General features: G+C 46.7%; 22 protein-coding genes. All 22 read right to left on the reverse strand.

Translation table 11 applies throughout. The features are described from left to right. Positions 1–62: 62 nt before the first annotated feature. The 22 genes from recA to ACUUHJ_RS18515 all read right to left on the reverse strand — a co-directional run bounded on the left by recA (position 63) and on the right by ACUUHJ_RS18515 (position 24570). Positions 63–1121, reverse strand: coding sequence for a recombinase RecA (gene recA / locus ACUUHJ_RS18410; RefSeq protein ID WP_016743382.1), 1059 nt, complete (start codon positions 1119–1121; stop codon positions 63–65). Between the two features lie 165 nt (positions 1122–1286). Next, a complete protein-coding gene (locus ACUUHJ_RS18415; protein WP_289673407.1) occupies positions 1287–2876 on the reverse strand; it encodes a DEAD/DEAH box helicase in 1590 nt (529 codons plus the stop codon). 8 nt (positions 2877–2884) lie between these two features. Continuing rightward, positions 2885–4129, reverse strand: coding sequence for a competence/damage-inducible protein A (locus ACUUHJ_RS18420; RefSeq protein WP_472299590.1), 1245 nt, complete (start codon positions 4127–4129; stop codon positions 2885–2887). Between the two features lie 107 nt (positions 4130–4236). Beyond that, positions 4237–4812 carry a CDP-diacylglycerol--glycerol-3-phosphate 3-phosphatidyltransferase gene (gene pgsA, locus ACUUHJ_RS18425; RefSeq protein ID WP_047067774.1) on the reverse strand — a complete coding sequence of 192 codons (576 nt, stop codon included), beginning with the start codon at positions 4810–4812 and terminating at the stop codon, positions 4237–4239. Continuing rightward, positions 4813–6159, reverse strand: a complete 1347-nt coding sequence (gene rimO / locus ACUUHJ_RS18430) for a 30S ribosomal protein S12 methylthiotransferase RimO (protein WP_472299591.1) — start codon at positions 6157–6159, stop codon at positions 4813–4815. A gap of 111 nt (positions 6160–6270) precedes the next feature. Beyond that, the gene (locus ACUUHJ_RS18435; RefSeq protein WP_015891683.1) at positions 6271–7170 is read right to left on the reverse strand and encodes a helix-turn-helix domain-containing protein; all 900 of its coding nucleotides are present in this window, start codon (positions 7168–7170) and stop codon (positions 6271–6273) included. Between the two features lie 12 nt (positions 7171–7182). Continuing rightward, complete coding sequence (locus ACUUHJ_RS18440) at positions 7183–7962, reverse strand: YmfK family protein (RefSeq protein WP_016743377.1); 780 nt, start codon at positions 7960–7962, stop codon at positions 7183–7185. A gap of 108 nt (positions 7963–8070) precedes the next feature. After that, on the reverse strand, positions 8071–8340 hold the full coding sequence (locus ACUUHJ_RS18445) for a DUF3243 domain-containing protein (protein ID WP_015891685.1): 270 nt from the start codon (positions 8338–8340) through the stop codon (positions 8071–8073). Positions 8341–8440: 100 nt separating this feature from the next. Further along, positions 8441–9178, reverse strand: coding sequence for an elongation factor P 5-aminopentanone reductase (gene ymfI / locus ACUUHJ_RS18450; protein ID WP_087346722.1), 738 nt, complete (start codon positions 9176–9178; stop codon positions 8441–8443). A 7-nt stretch (positions 9179–9185) separates the two neighbouring features. Further along, a complete protein-coding gene (yfmH, locus tag ACUUHJ_RS18455) occupies positions 9186–10478 on the reverse strand; it encodes an EF-P 5-aminopentanol modification-associated protein YfmH (protein WP_472299592.1) in 1293 nt (430 codons plus the stop codon). Position 10479: 1 nt separating this feature from the next. Beyond that, positions 10480–11775 (reverse strand): EF-P 5-aminopentanol modification-associated protein YfmF, encoded by a 1296-nt coding sequence (yfmF, locus tag ACUUHJ_RS18460; RefSeq protein ID WP_472299593.1) that lies wholly within the window; start codon positions 11773–11775, stop codon positions 10480–10482. Between the two features lie 212 nt (positions 11776–11987). Continuing rightward, entirely contained in the window at positions 11988–12143 is a 156-nt protein-coding gene (locus tag ACUUHJ_RS18465) for a hypothetical protein (RefSeq protein ID WP_289673410.1), read from the reverse strand. Between the two features lie 53 nt (positions 12144–12196). Next, complete coding sequence (locus ACUUHJ_RS18470; RefSeq protein WP_472299594.1) at positions 12197–13375, reverse strand: stalk domain-containing protein; 1179 nt, start codon at positions 13373–13375, stop codon at positions 12197–12199. A 128-nt stretch (positions 13376–13503) separates the two neighbouring features. After that, complete coding sequence (locus tag ACUUHJ_RS18475; RefSeq protein ID WP_289673412.1) at positions 13504–14463, reverse strand: ABC transporter permease; 960 nt, start codon at positions 14461–14463, stop codon at positions 13504–13506. After that, positions 14463–15536 carry an ABC transporter permease gene (locus ACUUHJ_RS18480; RefSeq protein WP_015891691.1) on the reverse strand — a complete coding sequence of 358 codons (1074 nt, stop codon included), beginning with the start codon at positions 15534–15536 and terminating at the stop codon, positions 14463–14465. The genes ACUUHJ_RS18475 and ACUUHJ_RS18480 overlap by 1 nt, the downstream gene beginning before the upstream one ends. Beyond that, positions 15529–17070: an ABC transporter ATP-binding protein gene (locus tag ACUUHJ_RS18485; RefSeq protein ID WP_015891692.1), complete on the reverse strand. Its 1542-nt coding sequence runs from the start codon at positions 17068–17070 to the stop codon at positions 15529–15531. The genes ACUUHJ_RS18480 and ACUUHJ_RS18485 overlap by 8 nt, the downstream gene beginning before the upstream one ends. 93 nt (positions 17071–17163) lie before the next feature. After that, positions 17164–18210 carry a BMP family lipoprotein gene (locus ACUUHJ_RS18490; RefSeq protein ID WP_289673413.1) on the reverse strand — a complete coding sequence of 349 codons (1047 nt, stop codon included), beginning with the start codon at positions 18208–18210 and terminating at the stop codon, positions 17164–17166. A 57-nt stretch (positions 18211–18267) separates the two neighbouring features. Continuing rightward, entirely contained in the window at positions 18268–18993 is a 726-nt protein-coding gene (locus ACUUHJ_RS18495) for a GntR family transcriptional regulator (RefSeq protein ID WP_472301218.1), read from the reverse strand. Between the two features lie 239 nt (positions 18994–19232). Next, positions 19233–21611, reverse strand: coding sequence for an FtsK/SpoIIIE family DNA translocase (locus ACUUHJ_RS18500; RefSeq protein ID WP_472299595.1), 2379 nt, complete (start codon positions 21609–21611; stop codon positions 19233–19235). A gap of 109 nt (positions 21612–21720) precedes the next feature. Then, on the reverse strand, positions 21721–21951 hold the full coding sequence (locus ACUUHJ_RS18505; RefSeq protein ID WP_173605020.1) for a YlzJ-like family protein: 231 nt from the start codon (positions 21949–21951) through the stop codon (positions 21721–21723). After that, the gene (locus ACUUHJ_RS18510; RefSeq protein ID WP_472299596.1) at positions 21948–22772 is read right to left on the reverse strand and encodes a ClpP family protease; all 825 of its coding nucleotides are present in this window, start codon (positions 22770–22772) and stop codon (positions 21948–21950) included. The genes ACUUHJ_RS18505 and ACUUHJ_RS18510 overlap by 4 nt, the downstream gene beginning before the upstream one ends. A 121-nt stretch (positions 22773–22893) precedes the next feature. Then, positions 22894–24570, reverse strand: coding sequence for a ribonuclease J (locus ACUUHJ_RS18515; protein ID WP_173605019.1), 1677 nt, complete (start codon positions 24568–24570; stop codon positions 22894–22896). Between the last annotated feature and the right edge of the window lie 51 nt (positions 24571–24621).

A 24621-nucleotide genomic window follows, 5' to 3' on the forward strand; every position in this document is an offset into this window, starting at 1 on the left:
CACTCCTTCGCAAAGCTAAAATAACAGCCTGTCTCATCGACAGGCTGCTCTTCCACTCTTCATTACTCCAGATCAAATGTAGGCTCTTCATCTTGCTCTGGGTCATTTTCTGGCTCAATTTCTGGAACAGAGCCAGGGTTCAGACTGAAGTATTCGCGCACTTTTGTTTCAATCTGAGAGGCAATATGCGGATTTTCCTTCAGGAAGACCTTCGAATTTTCTCTACCTTGGCCGAGACGCTCTTCGTTGAAGGAATACCAAGCACCACTCTTTTGCACGACATCAATCTCAGAACCGATGTCGAGGATGCTACCTTCTCTGGAAATACCTTCACCGTACATGATGTCCACTTCAGCAACCTTAAATGGTGGAGCCACTTTATTTTTGACAACTTTGATCTTCGTCTTGCTACCCAAAATGTCGTTTCCGACTTTGATAGATTCCGCTTTACGAACATCCAAACGAACACTCGCGTAGAACTTCAAAGCGCGTCCACCTGGCGTTGTTTCCGGGTTACCGAACATAACTCCCACTTTTTCGCGAAGCTGATTGATGAAGATCGCAATCGTTTTGGACTTATTGATGGCACCAGACAGCTTGCGGAGTGCTTGGGACATCAAGCGTGCTTGCAAACCTACGTGGGAATCTCCCATCTCGCCCTCGATCTCTGCTTTTGGCACGAGAGCCGCAACGGAGTCAACTACGATAATGTCTACTGCACCAGAACGTACCAGTGCTTCCGCGATCTCCAAAGCTTGCTCACCCGTATCTGGTTGGGACAACAGCAATTCGTCGATGTTTACACCCAGCTTTGCAGCGTAAACCGGATCCAAAGCATGCTCAGCATCGATAAACGCAGCCTGTCCGCCTTGTCTTTGCACTTCTGCGATTGCATGAAGTGCTACGGTTGTTTTACCAGAAGACTCTGGTCCGTAAATCTCAATAATCCGTCCACGTGGGAATCCGCCCACACCAAGTGCGATATCAAGAGCAAGCGCTCCGCTCGATACAGTAGAAATCTGAACGTTGGATACTTCCCCCAACTTCATAATGGAACCTTTACCGAATTGCTTTTCTATTTGACGCAATGCACTCTCCAAAGCTGCGCGACGATCTGACAAATGGTACACACCCTTTCAATTTTTCGCATCTGTTTTGCTTGTCTTCATCATACCTCGAGACAGAAGTGTTTGCCAAGTATTTTTTACGAACAAATATTCGCATTGTAAAAAGCAGCCATTTCCTGGTTATACCCAGTGAAATGGCTGCTTTGGAATACTCGCAAATTAGGAACGCTTCGCTCCGCGAGGCTTTGCAGGCTCCAGATTGATTCGTTTTCCGTTGATGCGCGTTTGACGCAGTGACTCATATACGAATGCCGCTACCTCTTCTGGAACCTCAACAAACGTGAAGCTCTCGAAAATGTCGATACGACCTACTGATTTTCCTGGGATACCCACAGATTCAGAGATCTCTCGTACCAGATCCTGTGGCTTCATGTTCGCATTGCGGCCTACGTTCAGGAAGAAGCGGACCATGCCTTTTGCTGCACCCGTCTCACCAAAGTTGTACGCTTCTACTTCCTGCCCTTGTCCTGCTTCGGTGTGGAATGCCAGGTGCAATGCAGCAGCTGCTACTTTTTCAGCCGGGTATTGACCTACGAGAGCATCCGCTACTTTTTGATACATATCCGCGATAGCATCGCTTTCCAAAAGGCTAGTCAACTGTTCACGCAACTGCTCTTGTTTACGCTCAGCCACTTCCTCCAGGGAAGGAACATTGCGAGAGAGCACTTGTGCTTTTGTCTGCTTTTGGATAAACATCATTTGTCTTACTTCACGAGGCGTAACCAACGTCATCGCAATTCCTTTGCGACCTGCGCGACCAGTACGACCAATACGGTGTACGTAGCTCTCAGAGTCTTGTGGAATATCGTAGTTGATTACGTGAGAGACGTTTCCTACGTCGATACCACGTGCTGCTACATCTGTCGCGATCAGGAATTCAATCGAGCCCTCACGGAACGCATTCATGACCTTGTCACGTTGTGCCTGTGACAAGTCGCCATGCAAGCCGTCCGCAAGGTATCCGCGGGATTGCAGCACTTCGGACAACTCATCTACACCACGCTTGGTACGGCAGAAAATGATTCCCAACTCTACATCCTCACTGTCCAGAATACGGCAGAGGCTCTCTACTTTGTTACGGTCAAACACTTTGTAGTATACCTGTTCGATCAATGGTGCCGTTACTTCTTCACGGCTCACCGCGATCGTTTGCGGCTGTTTCATGTAACGGGTAGCCAAGCGCTTGATTTCTGGCGGCATCGTCGCAGAGAACAGCAAGGTTTGACGCTCTTCCGGCATATGTGTGATGATCGTTTCGATATCTTCGATGAAGCCCATGTCCAGCATTTCATCCGCTTCATCCAAAACGAGTGTATGTACGTGATCCAGCTTCAATGTTTTGCGACGCAAGTGGTCCATGACACGGCCAGGAGTACCTACAACGATTTGTACACCTTGGCGCAGTGCACGAATTTGATGTCCGATCGATTGTCCGCCATAGATTGGCAGCGTACGAACCTTGTTGTATTTGGAGATACGCAAGAGCTCTCCTGCTACCTGAATAGCCAACTCACGAGTCGGAGTCAACACGATCGCTTGTACACGATTGGCAGGCGTAATCTTTTCTACAAGTGGAATCCCGAAGGCAGCAGTCTTACCAGTACCTGTCTGTGCTTGACCAATCAGGTCTCCGCCATCCAGAACTTTTGGAATGCAAGCTGCCTGAATCGGCGATGGCTCCTCGAAGCCCATATCGTGAATCGCTTGCAGAATAGATTTATGTAAAGGAAAATCGGAAAAAATCGTCATGAAAAAAATCACCTTTCTTTTTGCATTTGCAACGCATAAAACAACGCGTATTTAGCGGCACGCCCAACGATTGCATGCCTTCTTCCGGCAAGGCGCAGCTCTTTTACAACTGTGGGCATTCCTTCTGCCGCGATCCCTACGTAAACAAGGCCAACAGGCTTGCCCTCGGAAGGATCGGGTCCAGCCACTCCCGTAACAGAAATCCCGTAAGTAGCTCCCAGCTTTTCTCGTACATGTTCAGCCAGCAATTGAGCTGTTTTCTCACTGACTGCCCCATCTGTTTGCAAAATGGAATCAGGTACTTCGAGCAGCTGATTTTTCACTTCATTGGTGTAGCAGACTACCCCGCCACGAAACACTTGTGAGCTTCCTGGCACAGCGGTAATCAACGAGGCAATCGCTCCACCTGTACAGCTTTCTGCACAAGCAATTGTCTCATTTCTCTTTTTCAACTCAGAAACTAGCACATCATGCAGTGACGAGTTCTCGCCCAACCCGTACATGTACTGACCAACACGGCTGAGAATTTCTTTTTCTACAGGTAAAATCAAGGTTTCTCCTTCTTCGACTGTCGCAGCTCTTGCCGTAATTCGCAGCGTTACTTCGAATTCTTTGGCGTATGGAGCGATCGTTGGATTGTCCTGCTTTTCGATCAGATCAAGCAGTTTTTCCTCCAAAGCGGATTCGCCTATTCCGTAGAACCGGAGTACATGAGAATGAAACACTTGTTTATCGGGGAGCAAATCGGTCAAGTACGGCATCACGTAATTCTCCACCATTGGATACATCTCACTAGGTGGTCCAGGCAATAGCACGAACGTACTACTGTCATGACGGATCGCCATCCCCGGCGCCATCCCGAAATCGTTGGAGAATACATGGCTGCCAGAAAGCACCAGCGCCTGCTTACGATTGTTCTCCGTCATGACAATCCCACGTTGCGAAAAGAATTTTTCAATTCTCTCCATGGCCTCTGAATTCGTTTCCAATCCAATGCCTACATGCCCCGCCACGGTTTCTTTCGTCAAATCATCTTGAGTCGGCCCTAGCCCACCCGTGAAAATGACGAGATCAGATCGTCCTGATGCCAATCGAATCACTTGTAGCAATCGCTCCGTGTTGTCTCCCACAACCGTATGAAAGTAAACTCCCACGCCAATTTCCGCCAGCTTCTGAGAAAGAAACTGTGCGTTGGTGTTAGCGATCTGGCCTAACAAAAGTTCGGTACCTACCGCGATAATCTCCGCTCTCATCTTCCTCATCCATTCTCTTTGAGAGTAGAAAAGCCTCTAAACTAACAGTTTATCACTTGCAAACGCTCAAGAGAAGAGTCTTGTGAAAAAAGAGACCAATACCCGCATTACGAGTATTGGATCACGTTACGATTTTTCGCAAAGTAGTCGTACCCGGAGTAAATCGTGATGATCACCATCGCCCAAGTAGCTACTTCGTCGAACGGAATGCCGAAGAAACCAAATGGGAAGTTTCGAATCATGACAGCCGTAATCGCTACGATCTGCACCCATGTTTTCAGTTTACCCAATGCACTCGCAGCAATTACCTGTCCTTCTGCCGCAGCAACTAGTCGTAGACCCGTTACCGCAAACTCTCGGCTGATAATAACAATCGCAATCCACGCTTCCAAACGCTGCATCTCTACCAGTGAAATGAGTGCGGCAGAAACCAACAGCTTATCAGCAAGCGGATCCAGAAACTTCCCCAAGTTCGTCACGATTTTTTTCTTCCGTGCAATATAACCGTCGAGTCCGTCCGTACTGGCTGCTAGGATAAAAACCAAAGCCGCAATCAGCTCATTATACGTCATCGTCAGGCTACCAATCGAAAATGTCCCGATGTTGTAACGCACCAGCAGAAAAAACATAACTACCGGCACCAGAAAAATCCTGGCGAGGGTGATGCGGTTGGCGAGATTCACCTAGACTACCTCCCCGGCTAAATCGTATTCATAGGAGTGTGTTATTTTTACTTTTACAATGGTGCCCAGTTCGCCTTTAAAACCAGTGACGAATACTTCACCATCGATTTCCGGAGCGTCATACTGTGTTCGACCTACATAAATATCGTTACGTCCTTCGTAACGTTCAATCAAAACATCCAAAACTTGACCAACAAAGCGTCCATTGCGATCTCCGGCTACTTCACGCTGAATTTCCATCAGCATGTTCGCACGTTTTTCCTTAACCTCTTCGTCTACGTGGTCAGGCAGACGGGAAGCTGGAGTGTCATCCTCGTTGGAGTAAGTAAACACACCCAGTCGATCAAAGCGGATATCCTTGACAAACTCGCTCAGACGCTCGAAGTCTTCCTCTGTTTCCCCAGGGAACCCTACGATCAAAGAGGTACGCAGTGCAACATCTGGGACCTGTGCGCGAATTTTTGCTACCAGCGCACGAATATCCGTCTGTCTTCCTGGGCGACGCATTCTTTTCAGAATATGGTCTTCTGAATGCTGCAAAGGCATGTCTACGTATTTGCATACTTTTGGATTGGTAGCAAAGGTGTGGATCAGTTCATCCGTGAAATATCCAGGGTATGCATAGTGAAGACGAATCCACTCGATGCCCTCGACTTCTGCCAGACGGTTTAAAAGTTCAGGAAGCATCAATTTTCCATCGTAAATATCTGTTCCGTAGTTCGTAGAATCTTGTGCGATCAGACTTACTTCTACGACCCCTTGTGCCGCCAAATGACGAGCTTCTTCCACGATGGATTCGATTGTACGACTGCGGAATCCTCCACGCATCAAAGGAATCGAGCAAAACGTACAGGCGTTGTCGCAGCCCTCGGCAATTTTAATATATGCGGTGTACGTGCCTTGCTTTACTTTTCGCTTCACTACATCTTCGTACGTAAAAATGGGGTTTCCTACAAAGATTGGTCGCTTGCCCTCTAGAGATTCTTCGATAATACCTGTAATCGACATAAAATCGCCTGTTCCGACAATGCCATCCACCTCAGGAATCTCATTCAAGATATCCTCTTTGTAACGTTGTGTGAGACAGCCTGCCACCACAAGCGATTTCAGTTTGCCGGATTCCTTCAATTCACCCATTTCCAGAATCTTATTTACGGATTCTTCCTTGGCTGCATCGATGAAACCGCAGGTATTGACGATAACCACAGTTGCTTCTTCTGGGTTATCAACCAGTTCATAACCTTTTTCATCTATCAGATGGGCCATCATGTCCGAATCAACGAGATTTTTTTCACAGCCCAGCGTAACAATCGCTACTTTTTCACGCGTGCCTACCTTCTCTGTCATCTTTTTTCCTCCAATTGGTCACACCAACCCATATTACACCTAACCAGTATAATATAAGCCTAAAGGAAGTGTCAAAAAAGAGAAAAGAACAAAAGGCAAGCATATGCTTGCCTACTGGGTGACCGCCTCTTTTACTTTCATCGTAATATTGGACGGCATTGACTTCATTTTAGACGTGTCTACCAAGACTCCGTTCACCTTTAATTCCAATACAGTCGGTTTGCCCAAACGAATATAAGCGGATTTCCCAAGCTCAATCGTTTTTTCCTGATCTTTCTTGAGCGTGCCCTGCTCAACATACTTTTTTCCTTTTCCTTCCGATATACCAAACCAGCTTGTTTCTTCTTTCACCTTCAGATAAACCGTGATTTTTTCTCCACCCTGCAAGGAATAGTTATACATGGATCCTTGCTGCGATTCAAACGTGATGGTTGCCTGAGGAGTTTCCGTAACGGTCTCAGGTGGGTTTGTTCCTGTTTGAGGGTTCGGTGTGGTAATAGAAGGAGGCTTCGGTTGTTGAGCAATCGGGGATGTTGCCGCTCCACCACCATTGCCAGGCGTGACAATTTCCGCTCCAGGGTTAACAGTTCCCCCTGGCACTGGTTGAGTAAACTGACCTCCGTTGTTGTTGACGACAGCGAAATAAATAACCCCGATAATCAAGGCAATAAACAATACGAGCAAGGTTTTGGTCACCCATCGCCCCGCTTGTAATGGATTGTTCGCTGAAGCAACTCGTCTGCGACGCAGTCTCTCTACTTGCTCTGTAGGTGGCTGGGCCGGCAAATCGGACTGAAAGTGATTCAGGATGTGGTTCGGGTCTAGACCGACAGCTTCCGCATAACTCTTTATAAATGCACGCGCGTAAAAGTGGCCAGGAAGTACGTGAAAATGACCCCTTTCAATTGCTTCCAAATATCGCCGCTGTATCTTGGTGATACGTTGGATGTCGTCGAGCGTGATTCCTTTTTCTTCGCGGGCCCTTTGCAGGACTTGACCTAGCTCAGACACAGCTGCCCCTCCTTAATTCATTTCGAAATTATCAAAGCCGCGATTGTTGATAAGCTCATAGGTAATCTCTTCATCCGGATGATGACGGAGCTCAATTATGTAATGGAAATCATCAAGTTGATACTCTGATTCCCTTACGAATATATCCGGATGCTCAATGATTTTTGCGGCAGGAAAGTTCATAATCTCCCGAAGCAAGGTGAAGTGCTTTTCTGTCGATCGCAGCGTTGAGACAATTCCATCTATCAAATATACATGATCAGTAGACATTTCATCAATGGCTAAGGAACTACGCACCGTCTGGCGCAACAAAGTGGAGGAAATAAATGTCCAACGTTTATTGGCGGATACGCTGGCAGCAATCATTGATTCAGTCTTCCCTACGCGAGGCATTCCACGAATCCCGATGAGCTGATGACCTTCCTTCTTCAGGATCTCTGCCATGAAATCGACCAGCAAGCCCAGCTCTTCACGAACAAAGCGAAACGTTTTTTTGTCCTCGCTATCCCGTTCAATATAGCGACCGTGGCGAACAGCCAAACGATCCAGCATTGTCGGGGGACGTAACCTCGTTATGGTTATGTTGTCCATTTTTTGCACAACGTTGCGCAAAACCTCCATTTTCTCATCATCATCGGTCAAAAGCAGCATACCTCGGCGCATGGTATCCACACCATTGATCGTCACGATATTGATGTTCAACATCCCCAGAATAGAAGATACGTCCCCTAAGAGACCGGGACGGTTACGGGCAATCTCATACTCCATGTACCATTCTTTCTTCGCTTCCATATGCAATCCTCTCCGCCAACCAGAATTCTCTTCTTATGTAGTATATCACGTTCGTTTCATTCGACAATCGCGAAAAGAAAAATCCCCAAAAGTAGGGGATTTGAATGGCTAGCTGCCAGCGTTCGCGTCATTGCGATTCTGAACAAGCTTCACCATGAGTGTTGCCAAAGCTTGTTGCTGCTGTTGATCACCTGCGTCCCACAGCTGTTTCAACAGACGCTCCTGATCGTTTTTCGGGTCTACTTGCTCAGACAGATAGCTACCGATTTGATAAGCTACATTTTGAAGCGTTTCGCTTTCCATCCCGGCTTGTTTCGCTTGTTCTACCCGATCTCCGAGAAACGCTTTCCAGTCGCTGAAATTGTCAAGAATCGACATAGGGAAATTCCCTCCTTTTGTACGTTGCGAACAGATTTGCTGCCCACACAAAAGGTAGAATTCCATCATTTCTCGTATTTTATTCATGCATACTTTTCTTCTAGGTGTACCATCCACCGTTTGGACTAATCACTTGCCCTGTCACATAACTGGAATCCGCCGAAAGCAAGAAACGCACGACTGCGGCTACCTCATATGGTTGTCCAAGACGGTTGGCAGGTATTTCTTCCGCAATCATTTCCATTTCATCTGGAGCAAAGCGCTCCATCATTCCACCAGCAATCGCTCCTGGAGCGACTGCATTTACCGTGATTCCGTTTGGTGCCATTTCCTTTGCCAAGGCTTTGGTGAACGTGTTGATTGCTCCTTTGGTCATGGAGTACAGTACTTCACACGAACCGCCAGTAAGCCCCCATATGGAAGAAATGTTGACGATGCGCCCATACCTTGCACGTAGCATGGCCGGAACAGCAGCTTGGCAGACCAAAAAAGCGGATCGAACATTGAGGGCAAGGAGTTCATCGAATTTCTCGACAGTCACATCCGTAAATAATCCGACATCGTCCACTGAGGCGTTGTTTACGATCAATAGTGGTGCCGCCTGCATCTGAGCAAACATCGCCGCAATTTGCTGTGGATCCCGCAGATCAGCTTGGAGGATGCCAAAGGGAACGCCCCGCTCCTGGCATTTTTGCACCAACGGCTCTAATTTTTCTTTATTTCGATTGTAATGCAGATAAAGGGGAACCCCCGCATCAATCAGGTAGGCACCAATCGCCTGCCCGATCTCTCCGGAAGCTCCCGTAATTAACGCCCATGGCGTCTCTTGCTTGAACATGAATACATTACTCCTGTGGCGAAGCGGAACGAACGATGGAAACAGCCATCTGCTCAGTTAAAAAATGCTCCTTCAAACGTTTTTCCACATCTTCGCGTGTGATCGACTCCAAGGTCGGCACTACGGAAAACAGATCGTTCCCGTTAAATTTGAAGCTGGTAAACTGGTTAGCGATAAACTCCACGGAGTTTAGAGAACGCAGGAAGTTTCCGATTTTTTTACGCTTCGCACGTTCAAAATCTTCCTGGGCTATACCAGTTTGCTTCAACTGTTCGATTTCTGCTTTGATCGTTTCCACCAAACGCTCTGGATCAGGTGTATCTCCACCGATGATCGTATACGCATAATCCTGCTCACTGCTGTAGTCAAAATCAAAGCTTTCCGTAATCAGCTCGCTGTCATACAAGCGCTCATAGACAGCGGAGCTAGTGCCGAACGCGATGTCCAATACCAGTTTAGTAGTCAACTCGCGTTTTAACAAGGCCTCCTTGGTTAGACCATTTTCCTTTTCCTTGATTCCAATCATGCATTTGGGCAGACCCACTGTTAGAAACGCTTCTACTTTCGCTTCCGCTGGCTCTGATGGCTCTTCTGGAAAAACGCGCGTGATTTGTGGCGCAGGAGGAAACTCCTTTGCTCCCTGATTTTCACGAATGAGCTTCATAATCGCTTCTGGTTCAAAGGAGCCCACGACCAACAAAAGCATATTGGCAGGATGATAAAACGTTTCATAGCACTGATACAAATTTTCTTTTGTAATATGAGAGATCGTCTCGATCGTACCCGCAATTTCAATGTTAATCGGATACTTCTGGTACATGGCCTTTAGAAGGTTCATGTACACCTTCCAGTCCGGATTGTCATCGTACATGGTGATTTCCTGGCCGATGATTCCTTTTTCCTTTTCCACACTGGCATCTGTGAAATACGGGTCCTGTACATAATCAAGCAGCAGATTCAGATTGTCATCTAACTTATCTGTGCATGAGAACAAATAAGCCGTACGATTGAAGCTCGTGAACGCATTGCAGCTCGCCCCGTTTTTACTGAATTCGTGCATGACATCCCGATCTTTTTTCTCAAACATTTTGTGCTCTAGAAAATGCGCAATGCCGTCGGGAACATTAATTTCTTCCCCGCTTCGGGTGCGGAAATGGCTATCAATGGAGCCGTAGCGCGTTGTGAACACAGCGTATGTTTTGCTGAAGCCCTGTTTAGGAACCAAATAGACTTGCAATCCATTTTGGAGAGCTTCATGATATACCGTTTCATTTACTTGTTCAAAATCAGTGGTCTGCATCTTATGCCTCTCCCTTCTTGTCCCGTAGCAGATAAATCGTATCGATCGTCACCTTGCTTGCTACCTTCTTGATATCCTCAATGGTCGCTTGGTTGATCCCCGCCAAAAGCTCTTCGATTTTCCGAGGACGTCCGCTAATCACACCGTTGTACGTAAATTCAATCATGCCGCGGGCGCTGTCCAAAAGCTCGCGGAACTGGTTAGACAATGTCGCACGCGTCTGGCTCATTTCCTCTTCCGATATGGTTCCTTGTCGCATCAAATCAAGCTGCTGCTTAATAATCTCAACCGCACGCTGATATTTGCTTACATCAATCCCGGACATAATCATGAGAATCCCTTTGTGGCTCTCTAGCCTGGAAACAGCATAGTAAGCGAGACTCTCTTTTTCACGGACATTGACAAACAACTTGGAGTGAGGAAAACCGCCTAAAATCCCGTTATATAGCAACAGTGTCGGGTAGTCCTCATCCTTATAAGTGATCTGCGTACGGCAGCCGATATTGAGCTTTGCTTGGTTGACATCGAGTCGATCGATCACTTCGCTTTCAGCAGATACGTCCTTCGCGGTCGATTCGATCTGTAGTTCTCCTACCTGAGAGCGTTCCAAGGGAATGTGTCTGGAAATAGCCTCGCTCACTTCCTGCTGCTCGACATCGCCCACCACGAACATATTGATTGGATTCGTCGTCGTTATTTCTTTAAAATATTGATACAGCTCCTGACCAGTGATCTTCGGCAAATCCGCCACACGACCTTGGACGAGAAGAGAGAACGGTTCCCCTTTACACATTTCTTCTGTCACGCGTTGGTTCGCATACTTCATTTTGTCGTCGATCAAGCTCTCTATCCGTTTACGAAGCGTCTCTTTTTCCTGTGCCATGTACTTTTCTGAAAAAGCGTTGTTTTGTACATATGGTCTGACGAGCATATCTCCTACGAATTCAATGGCCTGCTCCAAAAGTGAGGCTTCATTGGACAAATATTTTTCATTCGGTACTTCCATGTAAATTTGCAGGATTTGCCGCTCGCCCTTTTTCATCACATCGACATCAAAAATGGCACCGTACAGGAAATCCAAATGTGCTCGCAATAGCTTCGTTTCCGGAAAACGAGCGCTGGCACGTTTCATGACCATCGCAAGCAATGCTGTTTTCGTTACGTGCTCCTCCGATAGCGTCTGTTCAATCATCGTCACGATCGTCGTGGTCTTGAACTTTTTGGTTGGAAGGATATGTACGTTCATCCCATTAATTTGGGAGCTTTGAAATGCAATTTCGGTTGTAGTAGCAGTCATAGTTCAATCTCCCTTCTCCATCAGCTTACTTCATATTCTTCTCTATTGTAACCAATTGTCAGGGCATCAAGCATCAGAATCTTCCATTATATATCCCCAGTGCTTCATCCTATGCGCTCACGCAAGTCCCGTAATACGTAAATCACAGCGCTTCCATTGAATAAAAAAAGAGCGAACGGCGCCTTTTTATCAAAGGGCGTTCACTCTTTTCCTTACATATCCATTGCATCCCAGTCCCCGGGATCATCCGATGTCCTATGCTCTTCAACAAATCGACCGCAATCAGACGAGAGACAGAGCATGCCATCCAGTTGCTCATCGTGAAAGGGTAAGCCGTGGCTTCCCCCACAGTACGGACAAGTCCACATACGAAGGGCCTCCTTTTATTCGTGAAGGTACTCCGTAGTAGTTTGTCCCAATTTTAAAGGGGACTTTCCACTTTGTTTTGCTCCCAAACCCGCAAGTAATCATATGGATCGATGGCCTTCCCCGTGCTGTTACGATAGAGGCCAAAATGTAGGTGAGGTTCAAACATTCCCACTGTCCCCGTGCCGCCGTAGCCTGTATCTCCAACAAAACCGATCAGCTGTCCAGCTTTTATCGTTTTCCCAACATACAATCCTGGTGAATACGCCTGCAAATGAGCGTAATACATCCGATATTGGCCATTCTCATCCGTAATGTTTACTCTCCAGCCACCATACGTATTCCAGCCCACTTTGTTGATCGTCCCATCGGATACCGAGTAAATCGGCGTTCCTTTCGGTGCCATAATGTCGATGCCCTCGTGACTTCGGACACTGCCGCTATTCGTCTCCGTCCACTCTCGATCAGATCCGAAGCTATCCCCATATGGCTCATACCAACTATTATCGTGGAAAGGAAACCGAAATGGTTTCCCAATTAATTGATCATCCGCAACTTTTGTGGCAATAGGGTGCTCAGCTCTTTGCGCCCCTTCTGGCAAAAATAAAATTTGGCCCACCAGTAACTCATCAGAGTAGAGATGGTTATTTTTCTGAATGGCACTCATGTCCGTGTCGTGGCTAGCTGCTATTTTTGATAAGGTATCATCCTGTTGAACGACATAAGGATTCAACGAGTATTTGACACTCGTTGTCTTGTCTTCCACTGGTTTGGATTGTATGTATGCAACTGCCGCAGTCTCATCCCATTGGACTTGATAGCCAAATGCCTCGGAGATAAATCGGATTGGCACAAGCGTCCGCTTATTCACAATGATTGGAGAGACATCCAACTTCAAACGCTTTCCATCTACATACGCTGTCTGGTTGCCAATCGTAAGGGATATATGCTTGCTTTTTTTGTTGAGTAATACTTTTTGAGTGGTGGCCTCGTAGCTTACTTCTGAGCCTGTTCCCTCGGCAACTACTCGTATCGGAACGAGCATTCGTCCATTTCGATGAATGGGCGCTACATCAGATTGGACACCCATTCCATCGACAATAACAGAAATAACAGGTCCTGGCTCTTTTGCAAAAACCATTCCACCCGGTACGGCTATCATCAGGAAAAAAACAAAAGCGCCTAGAATCCTGTTCCATCGATAACTGCTGTACTCACGTAGACAGCGGTTCATCTTTTTCCCTCCCCACAGACAATTTGCTAAAACGGATAAGACCGTTTTTTGCGGACCGCAAGCAGTCACAAAAATTATCGCACAGGGGAAGTGACAGGTTCTAGACGCTAAATTTTGTCAACGAATGATTAACGCGATCCCGTATCGTAAGGTTTGCCGAGAGCCGCTGGAGCACTGGATCGTCCTACCAGACCAGCCATCACGAGAATCGTCAGCACGTACGGAAGCATGAAGATAAATTCAGTAGGAATGTAATTGGTCAATCCGAAGATTTGCACCAAAGACTTGATCGCTTGAGCGACACCAAAGAACAATGCTGCTCCCATCGCACCCATTGGATGCCATTTACCGAAGATCAAGGCCGCAATTGCGATGAAACCTTGTCCAGAAACTGTGTTATGGGAGAAGTTACTGGTTGTCGTCAAGGAAATCGTAGCTCCACCCAATGCAGCCAACATCCCACTGATCATAACAGCCGTGTAGCGCATTCTCTTCACATTGATCCCGACTGTATCAGCCGCACGCGGATGCTCACCAACGGAACGCAAGCGCAATCCGAATGGTGTCTTAAAAATAACATACCAAGTAACGAATACAGCAATGAAAGCCAAATAGCTAGTCGGATACGCCTCAAAAATGGCATGTCCGATATAAGGAATTTCACTCAATCCAGGAATACTGAATTTGTTAAATACAGAGGTCAATGTTGTTGTTTGACCTGCTCCGTTGAAAATAATTTTGGTCAGGTAAATGGAAAGCCCCGCTGCCAAGAAGTTCAGGGCCACACCACTGACAGTCTGGTCCGCTTTAAATGTAACCGAAGCAACGGCATGCGGTAGGGCAAAAATAGCACCGGCAATCCCAGCCGCAATAAATCCGACCCACGGTGCCCAAGCTCCAAATGAATCTTGGAAAGCATAGGTCATTACGGCACCAGTAAACGCACCAATAATCATCATACCTTCTAGCGCAATGTTCACAACACCAGAACGCTCCGAGTACAATCCACCCAATGCGGCAAAAATCAAGGCAGTGGAAAACACGATGGTATCATGAACGAGGTTGCTAAGAATTAATCCCCAATCCATCAGTTTCCACCTTCCTTTTTCTTCATCAAGATCGGCTTAACGAAAATTTTCACGATGCCATGTGCCGCAACAAAGAAAATAACAGATGCAATCACGACGCGAATTAACTCAAACGGTACACCCGCACTAAACTGCATGCCGCTCGCACCGAATGTGAGAACCCCAAACAAGATGGCAGCAAGGATAACCCCGAACGGAGTATTTCCGCCAATCAATGCTACCGCGATTCCATCGAATCCATAGCCCGTATGCTGCGTCATAATCGCTTGATAGTGGAAAACGCCCAAAATCTCAGTAGCTCCACCAATTCCTGCAAACATACCACCAATGAACATGGCCTTTACAACATTACGATTCACGTTCATACCAGCATACTCAGAAGCATGCGGGTTCAAACCAACGGAACGCAATTCAAAACCAGACTTTGTTTTCCAAAGGATGATATAGAAGAAAATAGCTGCAAGTACAGCAATCAGTGTACCCCAGTGCAAACGAGCATTGTCAAACATTTCAGCGAGCCATCCAATGGTAATGATCGCAGAATCCTTTACCTCTTCAGATGTTTGCTTGCCTGCTGGAATAAAGAAAGCATTCATGATCCAGTTTGCAAAGTACAGCGCTACCCAGTTCAACATGATGCTGGTAATAACCTCATTGACACCACGTGCTGCTTTCAAATAACCGGCAATGGCACCCCACAAACCACCTGCTAAAGCACCTGCAAGGATAGCAAGTGGAGCATGAATGATAGCTGGAAGGTCAAAAGAAACACCTACAACAGTAGAAGCAATCATCCCTACGATAAATTGACCTTCTGCCCCGATGTTAAAAAGACCAGTACGGAAAGCAAAAGCTACAGCCAAACCTGTAAAGATCAAAGGGGTAATTTGGCGAATCGTTTCACCAAAGTTATACGCGCTTCCAAATACTTTTTTAATCAAAGCCGTATAGGCAGCGATTGGATCAAATCCACCTGCCAGCATTGCGATTGCTCCGGTCAAAAGACCAAGAATGATCGCAACGGCAGGAACGAGAAACGATTCTTTCGTGAAGACCGCAATAACTTTATTCATCGTTTCCCCCTCCTTGCATTACTTTTCCGCCGGACATCATCAAACCGAGCTCTTGCTCCGTTGTTGATTTTGCATCGACAATCCCCACAATAGCTCCCTCATATATAACCGCAATCCGGTCGGACACATTGATAACCTCATCTAGCTCCAAGGAAAGCAAGAGAACCGCTTTTCCTTGATCGCGTTGATCAATTAGCCTGCGATGAATAAATTCGATAGCGCCTACGTCCAAGCCACGAGTAGGTTGAGCCGCAATCAGCAAATCCGGGTTCTTGTCCACTTCGCGGGCAATAATCGCCTTCTGTTGGTTTCCTCCCGAAAGCGCTCGTGCTGGCGTGTAAATACTCGGAGTCCGAACGTCGAATTCTTCGATAAGCTTAGCCGCATGCTTGTCAATAGCGCCATAATCAAGAAAACCGTTTTTGCAAAACGTTGGATGGAAGTACGTTTCCAATACCATATTTTCACTCATGGTGAAATCAAGAACCAATCCTCGTTTATGTCGGTCTTCAGGAATGTGCGACAATCCTGATTCTGAGATGTTGCGCGGATTTTGATTCGTAATTTCTTTGCCATTAAGAAGGACACGCCCACTTGTTGCCTTACGCAAGCCAGTTAATACTTCAATCAGTTCACTTTGGCCATTGCCGTCGACTCCAGCAATTCCGAGGATTTCTCCAGCGCGAACCTCTAAGCTGAGATTGTTCAGCGCATTCACACCACGGTTACCCATTGCAGTCACATTCTCTACGGCCAAGATCGTTTCTTTTGGTTTTGCTTCCGTTTTATCGACGCGGAAGTTCACTTCACGACCAACCATTTTCGCAGCCAAATCGTCTGGATTCGTATTTTTTACTAATACGGAGTCAATGACCTTTCCTCGACGAATAATCGTAACCGCGTCACATACAGCCATAATTTCTTTCAGCTTGTGTGTGATCAGGATAATCGTCTTACCTTCTTTTACCAAGTTATGCATGATCTCGATAAGTTCATGGATTTCCTGCGGCGTCAATACAGCCGTAGGCTCATCAAAAATCAAGATGTCGGCACCGCGATAAAGCGTTTTCAAAATCTCTACACGCTGCTGCATCCCAACTGAGATATCCTGAATTTTTGCTCTCGGATCAACTTTGAGCCCGTATTGATTCGACAGTTTTTCTACCGCTTTCTCAGCGCTTTGAATATCTATCTTCAACCCGTTTTTCGGTTCATTTCCTAGCACAATGTTTTCCGTGACTGTAAATGTTTCTACGAGCATAAAATGTTGGTGAACCATTCCGATACCAAGTTCGTTTGCAATCCTTGGACTTGTGATCTGTACAACTTTTTCGTTAATCAGAATTTCGCCTTCATCCGGCTGATATAGACCAAACAAGATATTCATGAGTGTGGACTTGCCCGCGCCATTCTCTCCGAGCAGCGCATGAATTTCACCTTTACCTACAGACAGTGTAATACTGTCATTCGCAACAATGCCTGGGAACCGTTTTGTGATCCCTCTCATTTCAACCACTTTTTTTACCGAGTTCATGCATGCTCACCCCATTTTTCGGGTCTAGTGTGAAGGTAAAGGACAAGGCCAGTAGCTCAAACCAGCCTTGTCCATTTGCAGCTTCCTTGGTTTTTACTTATCAGGAACTGTGATTTCGCCTTTAACGATTTTTTGCTTGTATTCTTCAACCAGCTTCAGTACGTCTTCAGGAACATTCTTCGTAGAAGTGTCAGCCAGACCTACACCGTTTTCAGCCAGTCCGAGCCATTGTACTCCGCCTTTGAATTTACCCTCAGAAAGATCTTTCGATACACGAATAACTGCTTCGTCAACACGTTTTACCATGGAAGTCAATGTAACTTCGTCGCCGAAAGTCAGGGATTGGTCTTTGTCAACACCGATTACCCATACGTTCTCGCCTTTAGCTTTACGGTCTTTTGCTTCGTTGAACACACCGTCACCTGTACCGCCGGAAGCGTGGAAGATGATGTCCACACCTTGACCGTACATGGAGGAAGCAGTAGATTTACCCATGTCTGGTTTGTCAAAAGCACCCGTGTAAACTTTCACTACTTGAATACTTGGATCTACAGCTTTTACGCCCGCTTCGAAACCAAGGTCAAAACGTTTGATTACCGGGATGTCAACGCCACCCACGAATCCAACCTTTTTCGTTTTGGTCATCTTCGCTGCAACTACCCCAGCAAGGAAGGAGCCTTCATGCTCTTTAAAGAGTACAGATGCTACGTTAGGAGCATCTACTTCAGCGTCGATAATCGCCAATTTTGCGTTTTTGTTTTCTTCTGCTACTTTTTTCAGGTGGTCACCCATCAAGAAGCCGATACCCCAAGTCAGATCCCAACCGTCTTTTACGAATTGAGTCAGGTTTGGTACATAGTCAGCATCTGATTTTGATTGCAGATAGTTTACGTTTTCTTTCGGGAGATTCATTTCGGTTTGGAGTTTTTGCAGCCCTTCCCAAGCACTCTGGTTAAAGGAGTTGTCGTTTACACCTCCAACGTCTGTAACCATACCTACTTTGATAGCATTAGCGGTTGGAGCGCCTCCATTGCTACCAGTTTGGCCTTGAGGCTGTGCTTCTTGTTTGCTTCCGCAGCCAGCGAGAACGAGCGACAGGCTGAGTGTTGCCACAGAAAGCACGGATAGAACTTTCTTCATCTGAGATTACCCCCTGTTTTTAGTTGATGAAATTGTTGAGTGAGGTTGCCCCCACTGTTACAACCGTCTCCGTACGACATGAAAGTGAATTTTGTCAGCTCTGAAGTAATTATGGGAGTATAGCACTGGCTTTTCACTTTCGTCGTAATGAATCTGTTTGAGCAAGAGCATGGGAGCAGATTTATCGCAATGCAGCAGGTTGGAAACCTTTTCATTGTTGCCCACGGGTTCAATATCTGCTACAGCGTATGCGATCCTTACCCCTGTTACGCTCTCCAGCCATTTGAAGATAGACTCTCCACTTGCCGCATAGCCCTCAGGCACCAGATGTGCAGGAATGCGGTCCACACAATAAACCACAGGCTCACCATCAGCCGTTCGAATTCGCTCTACTATGAGAACGCCTTCACCCGGATTTAAGGCCAGCCGCTTCCTCTCTTCTTCAGCAGATTCGCCAAAGGATGTTTTCAGGATCAATGTTCCTGCCGTATATCCTTGACGCTCGATTGCATCCGTCACACTAAAGAGTTCCCCAATCCCACCTGAAAAAACAGGCTTTGAATTAATAAAGGTACCTACACCGTGTCTACGAATGACAATCTTCTCTTCCTCAAGAAGTCGGAGTGCCTCGCGAAGCGTCGCCCTGCTTACACCAAGCTGTTTGGATAGTTCGGCTTCAGATGGGAGGCGTTCACCAGGACGAAGAAGTCCGGTTTCGATATCACTCTTGATCTTGTCCATTACCAAGAGAAACAGTGATCGAACATTCCCTTTGATGCTCATCATCATTCACTCCTGCTGTCCGCAAGCCATCCCAACAGGTAGGACGTCAGACCTCTGATTCGTATGAGACTTAATAACAACAATTTCCGTCAATCTCTTAGAAATTTTACATGAGGGGCGAGTATCATGCAAGCCAAATATTTATGAATAATAATGCAAAATGATTAATTTCGACAGAGATTTTTCTCCTAAAATAGGAAAAAAGACCCTGCCAGTACAAATGTTGGCAAGGTCTCTCTTTATGAAATATTACTTTCTATGGACGGGCGTGGAAGACGAACCTCACGAGGCTTGCTTCCCTCATAAGGACCAACTACTCCTTGCGCTTCCATCATATCAATCAAACGTGCCGCCCGCGTATAACCGACACGGAGACGACGCTGCAACAAGGATGCCGATGCCGTTTGGGCTTCTGAAACGATTTGGACGGCTTGATCGTACAGCTCATCATCCACGACTGGCTGTTGCTCCTCCTGCACGTCACCCGGGATCATCTCTTCATTGTAGCGAACCTCTTGCTGTTCTTTTACAAAACGAACGACCTCTTCTACTTCCTTGTCAGATACAAAAGCTCCTTGAACACGGATCGGCTTGGATGCCCCCATCGGCAGTGATAGCATGTCCCCTCTACCGAGAAGCTTTTCTGCTCCACCCATATCGAGAATCGTTCTAGAGTCAGCCATGGAAGATACGCCAAAGGCAATGCGGGATGGGATATTTGCCTTGATCACACCCGTAATGACATCTACGGAAGGACGTTGGGTCGCGATGATGAGATGAATTCCGGAAGCACGAGCCATTTGCGCGAGTCGACAAATCGCGTCCTCCACTTCTCCTGGAGCTACCATCATCAAGTCCGCAAGCTCATCGACGATGACGACGATATAGGGAAGTGGGGTGCCTTCCACTTGTGCATTGTACATTTCAATATTGCGGCTACCTGTTTTGGCAAACAAATTATAGCGCCGTTCCATCTCTGCCACGACTTTTTTCAATGCAACAGAAGCCCTTCTCGGGTCAGTAACAACTGGAGCCAACAAATGTGGAATTCCGTTGTACACATTTAGTTCCACCATTTTCGGGTCAACCATCATCAGCTTGACTTCTTCTGGTTTGGCCTTGAACAAAATACTCATGATTAATCCGTTAATACAGACTGATTTACCGCTTCCAGTCGCACCCGCTACGAGCAAATGGGGCATTTTGGTCAAATCGGCTACAATCGGCTCTCCGGAAATATCCCGACCAAGAGCAACGGTAAGCTTCCCTGCTGCATCTTGATACTCGGGAGCTTCCAACACTTCTCGTAGTGATACGACCGCTACCTCCGAGTTCGGAACCTCGATACCGATGGCTGATTTCCCAGGGATTGGTGCCTCAATACGGATATCTTTTGCTGCCAATGCCAATGCAAGATCATCTGTCAAGCTGACAATCCTGCTTACTTTTACCCCTGTAGCAGGCTGAACTTCGTAACGTGTAACAGCCGGTCCTCGATGTACCTCGGAAACAGTTGCATTGACGCCAAAGCTTTTCAGTGTCTGCACTAATTTTGCCGCATTTGAGGTATGATCGACGTCTTTACCTGTTGCACTCGCTTTGGGCCTTGCGAGCATTTGCAGACTTGGCAGCTCATACGGTATGGTATTCTTTTCTTCTCCGGTATCTATTGTACCGAAGATTTCTGCTTCTCCCTCAAGTGCAAACGTAATTTCCTGATTCGGTTTCGGTTGTGCAGCTCTCGCTTGATGACCAGGATTACTCGGTTCTTCATCCTCTTCCAGCGCAATGCGATCCGTAAAATCACGAATTAATGGGGCATTCGGTTGCTGGACTTCTTCCTGCTGAGTAGCGGGCTGTGAATGAGGTTTTTGCTCTTTCAACGCCGTGACAGCAATGGCCTCGTTCTCTTCTGCCGATTGCTTTTGCTTGCGAGCCTCTTCGGCTTCCTTTGCTTCTTTCTTTCTCTTCTCGCTCTCTTCCTGCAAAAGCTGTACGGAGTCCTTCACTGTATGCTTGGCCTTTCCGTAAAACAAAGCGAGCTTGTCCTTTGCAAACATCAAAATGTTTACATAAGAAAGATTGAACAGAAACATCAGTCCCACGAGGAAAAGAAACACAATCACCAGACCAGTACCAATTGTTCCAACAAGACCATTTGTCACCGCAAAAAACAGAGCACCGATCATTCCTCCGCCTACCCCGGTGGTGGACACTTTCTGACCATGATCGAGCCAAATCCTGTCCCATGTAACCTTAATAATGCTTTGCTCTGCAAATTTTCCATCTGCGGTAATTTGTTTGTACAAAATCATGTGATCCCAGGTCAAAATCGCTACACCAATGAGCGCTATCCCTAAGACGCGGTAAGTAAGCTTCGGTGACTTTCTCGTAAACATCATATGTATGGCCATACCGATTAGCAGAACAGGAATGATAAAATCCCATGAGCCCGCAATAAACCGAAATAGAAGTGCCAGTACATTTTTGCCCAGCCATCCACTCTCCAATAGCCCGATCAAGGACAGCACGATGATGAGAAGTCCCAGCAGCTCTATTTTGACAACTGAGGCCAATGCCGCTTGTGAACGCTCTTTTTTTCTCCTACTCAATGGCATGCCTCCTCCTCGATATGTTCCTAATGGAAAAAAGGCAGCCGTCGCGTGTTCGGCTGCTGTTCGTACTTCTCTAGTATAACACAGGAAATTCATAGAAATACAGGACTTCTTAGGCGAGCCACTCAGGTTGAAACTGAATTTTTTGTCCGGGTGCGTATTGCTCCTTCAGGTAGTCTTGCGGATCAGGACTAATCAGCCTGACGATTTTTCCTTCAAACGGTCCGGTTTGCTCAATGAGCATCGTGGCATGACCCATCGTTATCTCTTTCAGCTCTTGCTTCTCCACTTGCTCCATGTTCTCAAAAACCGTTTCCATCGGAATGATGGAGTATAAGATCATTGGAGTACACTCTCCTCGCCTTTTTGCGCTTTGATCAGTTCGTTCAGTTTTTTCAGCGCGCTACCAAGACCGCCAACTTCATCTATCAATCCATATTTCACCGCATCTACGCCAATCACATTGGTTCCAATATCTCGTGTCAATTCACCGGTTCGGGTCATGAGCTCACGGAACTTTTCTTCTGAAACCTTGGAGTGACGGGCAATAAAGCTTACTACACGATCCTGCATTTTGTCCAAGTACTCAAACGTTTGGGGCACACCAATTACAAGACCAGTCAAACGGATCGGGTGAATCGTCATCGTGGCTGTTTCTGCAATAAACGAGTACGAACCAGCAACGGCAATTGGCACACCAATGCTATGGCCACCGCCGAGTACAAGTGTGACTACCGGTTTGGACAAGGACGCTACCATCTCCGCAATTGCCAAGCCCGCTTCCACGTCCCCGCCAACTGTATTCAAAATAACGAGAACGCCCTCTATTTTATTGTTTTGTTCTGCCGCAACCAATTGAGGAATGAGGTGCTCGTATTTGGTTGTCTTATTTTGTGGGGGCAACTGAATATGCCCTTCTACTTGTCCGATGATGGTCATACAATAAATATTGCTTTCGAGTTGTGGGACGTTTGTCTGACCCAGTTGATTAATCGAATCGAGCAGTTTTTTCTTCGGATCTTCTTGCCCAGGTGCTTCTGATGGCGGCGAGGCAGCAGGCTCCTGATCATCAGTTGGTGATTGTGGCTGGGATTCCTTACTCGTTACCGCTGTGGTTGCAAACGGCGGCTTATTTAAAAAATCGCTAAATTGTTGATTCGACATGGATGATCCTCCCTCACTTTCCTTTGTAGTATGGATAAGGGGAGGAAAAATCATGCGCCCACAAAGGCAAAAAAAGCCAGAAACCCTTTTTCCAAAGGATTTCCAGCTTTTTATTGAGATCCTACACTTCCATAATAATCGGCAAGATCATCGGACGTCTGCGCGTTTGCTCGTACAGATAACGTCCTAATGACTCTTTTACGTTATTTTTCAGTGAAGACCATTCATTCACATTTTCTTCCATGCATTTGACAAGTGTTTGGGTCACTATGCGATTTGCCTCATCCAGCAGCTCTTCGGATTCACGCACGTAGACGAAACCGCGAGAAATGATGTCTGGACCTGACAAAATCGTGCCATTTTGTTTGCTGAGTGTAACGACAACTACCAGTATGCCATCTTGTGACAGTAATTTGCGATCTCTAAGGACGATGTTTCCTACATCACCAACACCCAAGCCGTCAATCAAAACGTTGCCAGCATGGACTTTTCCACCGTAACGGGCTTTGCCCCCTGAGAATTCAACTGTATCGCCGTTATCCAGCAAGAATGTGTTTTCTTCAGGAATGCCAACCTGGTCAGCAAGTAAGGCATGTGTTTTCAGCATGCGATATTCACCGTGAACGGGAATAAAGTACTTCGGCTTCATTAGGTTAAGCATCAGGCGCAATTCCTCTTGGCTACCATGACCGGAGACGTGGACGGTTCCGTTAGGTCCATGGCCGCCATAGATGACATCTGCACCAATACGCGATAATTGATCGATCGTACGAGCCACATATTTTTCATTCCCTGGAATGGGAGTGGCTGCAATAATAACGGTATCCCCTGGAAGGATGTCAATTTTCCGATGGGCGGATCGGGCCATCCGAGTGAGCGCGGACATAGGCTCTCCTTGGCTTCCAGTTGATAAAATAACGACTTGTTCAGCAGGCAATTTGTTGATTTCATCGATCTCAACAATCAAGCCCTCTGGGACCAATAAGTACCCTAAGTCTCTGCTGATATTAATAACATTTTGCATGCTCCGGCCGACAACCGTCAATTTACGGTTGAACTGTGCTGCAGCGTCCACCACTTGTTGAATGCGGTGAACATTTGATGCAAACGTAGAAACAACAATACGTCCAGATGCTTTGCTGAACACATCCATGAGTGCTTTTCCTACTGAGCGTTCCGATCCGGTAAATCCAGGCCGTTCTGCATTCGTACTGTCAGAGAGCAAGCACAAAACGCCTCTATCACCGATCATCGCCATTTTTGCCAGATCAGCTACCTGATTGTTAACCGGTGTTTGATCGAACTTGAAGTCTCCTGTATGAACGATGTAACCTTCCGGCGTATCCAAGCATACCCCTACACAATCCGGGATGCTGTGGTTTACACGGAAGAAGGTCGCCTTCATCTTACCGAGAACGACTTCCGAGTCGCTGTTGATCAATACGCGTTTTGTTTCGTTTAGGATGCCCGCTTCTTTTAACTTTGCATCAATTAAACCAAGGGTAAGTTTTGTCGCATAAACCGGGACTTTCAAATGCTTCAGCACATAGCTGAGGCCGCCGATGTGGTCTTCATGTCCATGCGTAATAATAATACCCCGAACCTTGTCGCGATGTTCCTCCAAGTAGGTGATATCCGGAATAACCATATCAATCCCCAGCATTTCCTCTTCTGGGAACTTCAATCCGGCATCAATCACCACGATGTCATCACCGCTTTGTACCACGTACATATTCTTCCCAATTTCGCCGACTCCGCCCAGGGCGAAAACGAGAACAGAGTGATTCGTCTTTGCCAAAACGTGTAACCTCCTATATTTAGTTGTCATGTCCACTCAAAAAAACCGCCC

This window comes from Brevibacillus schisleri (assembly GCF_055685845.1).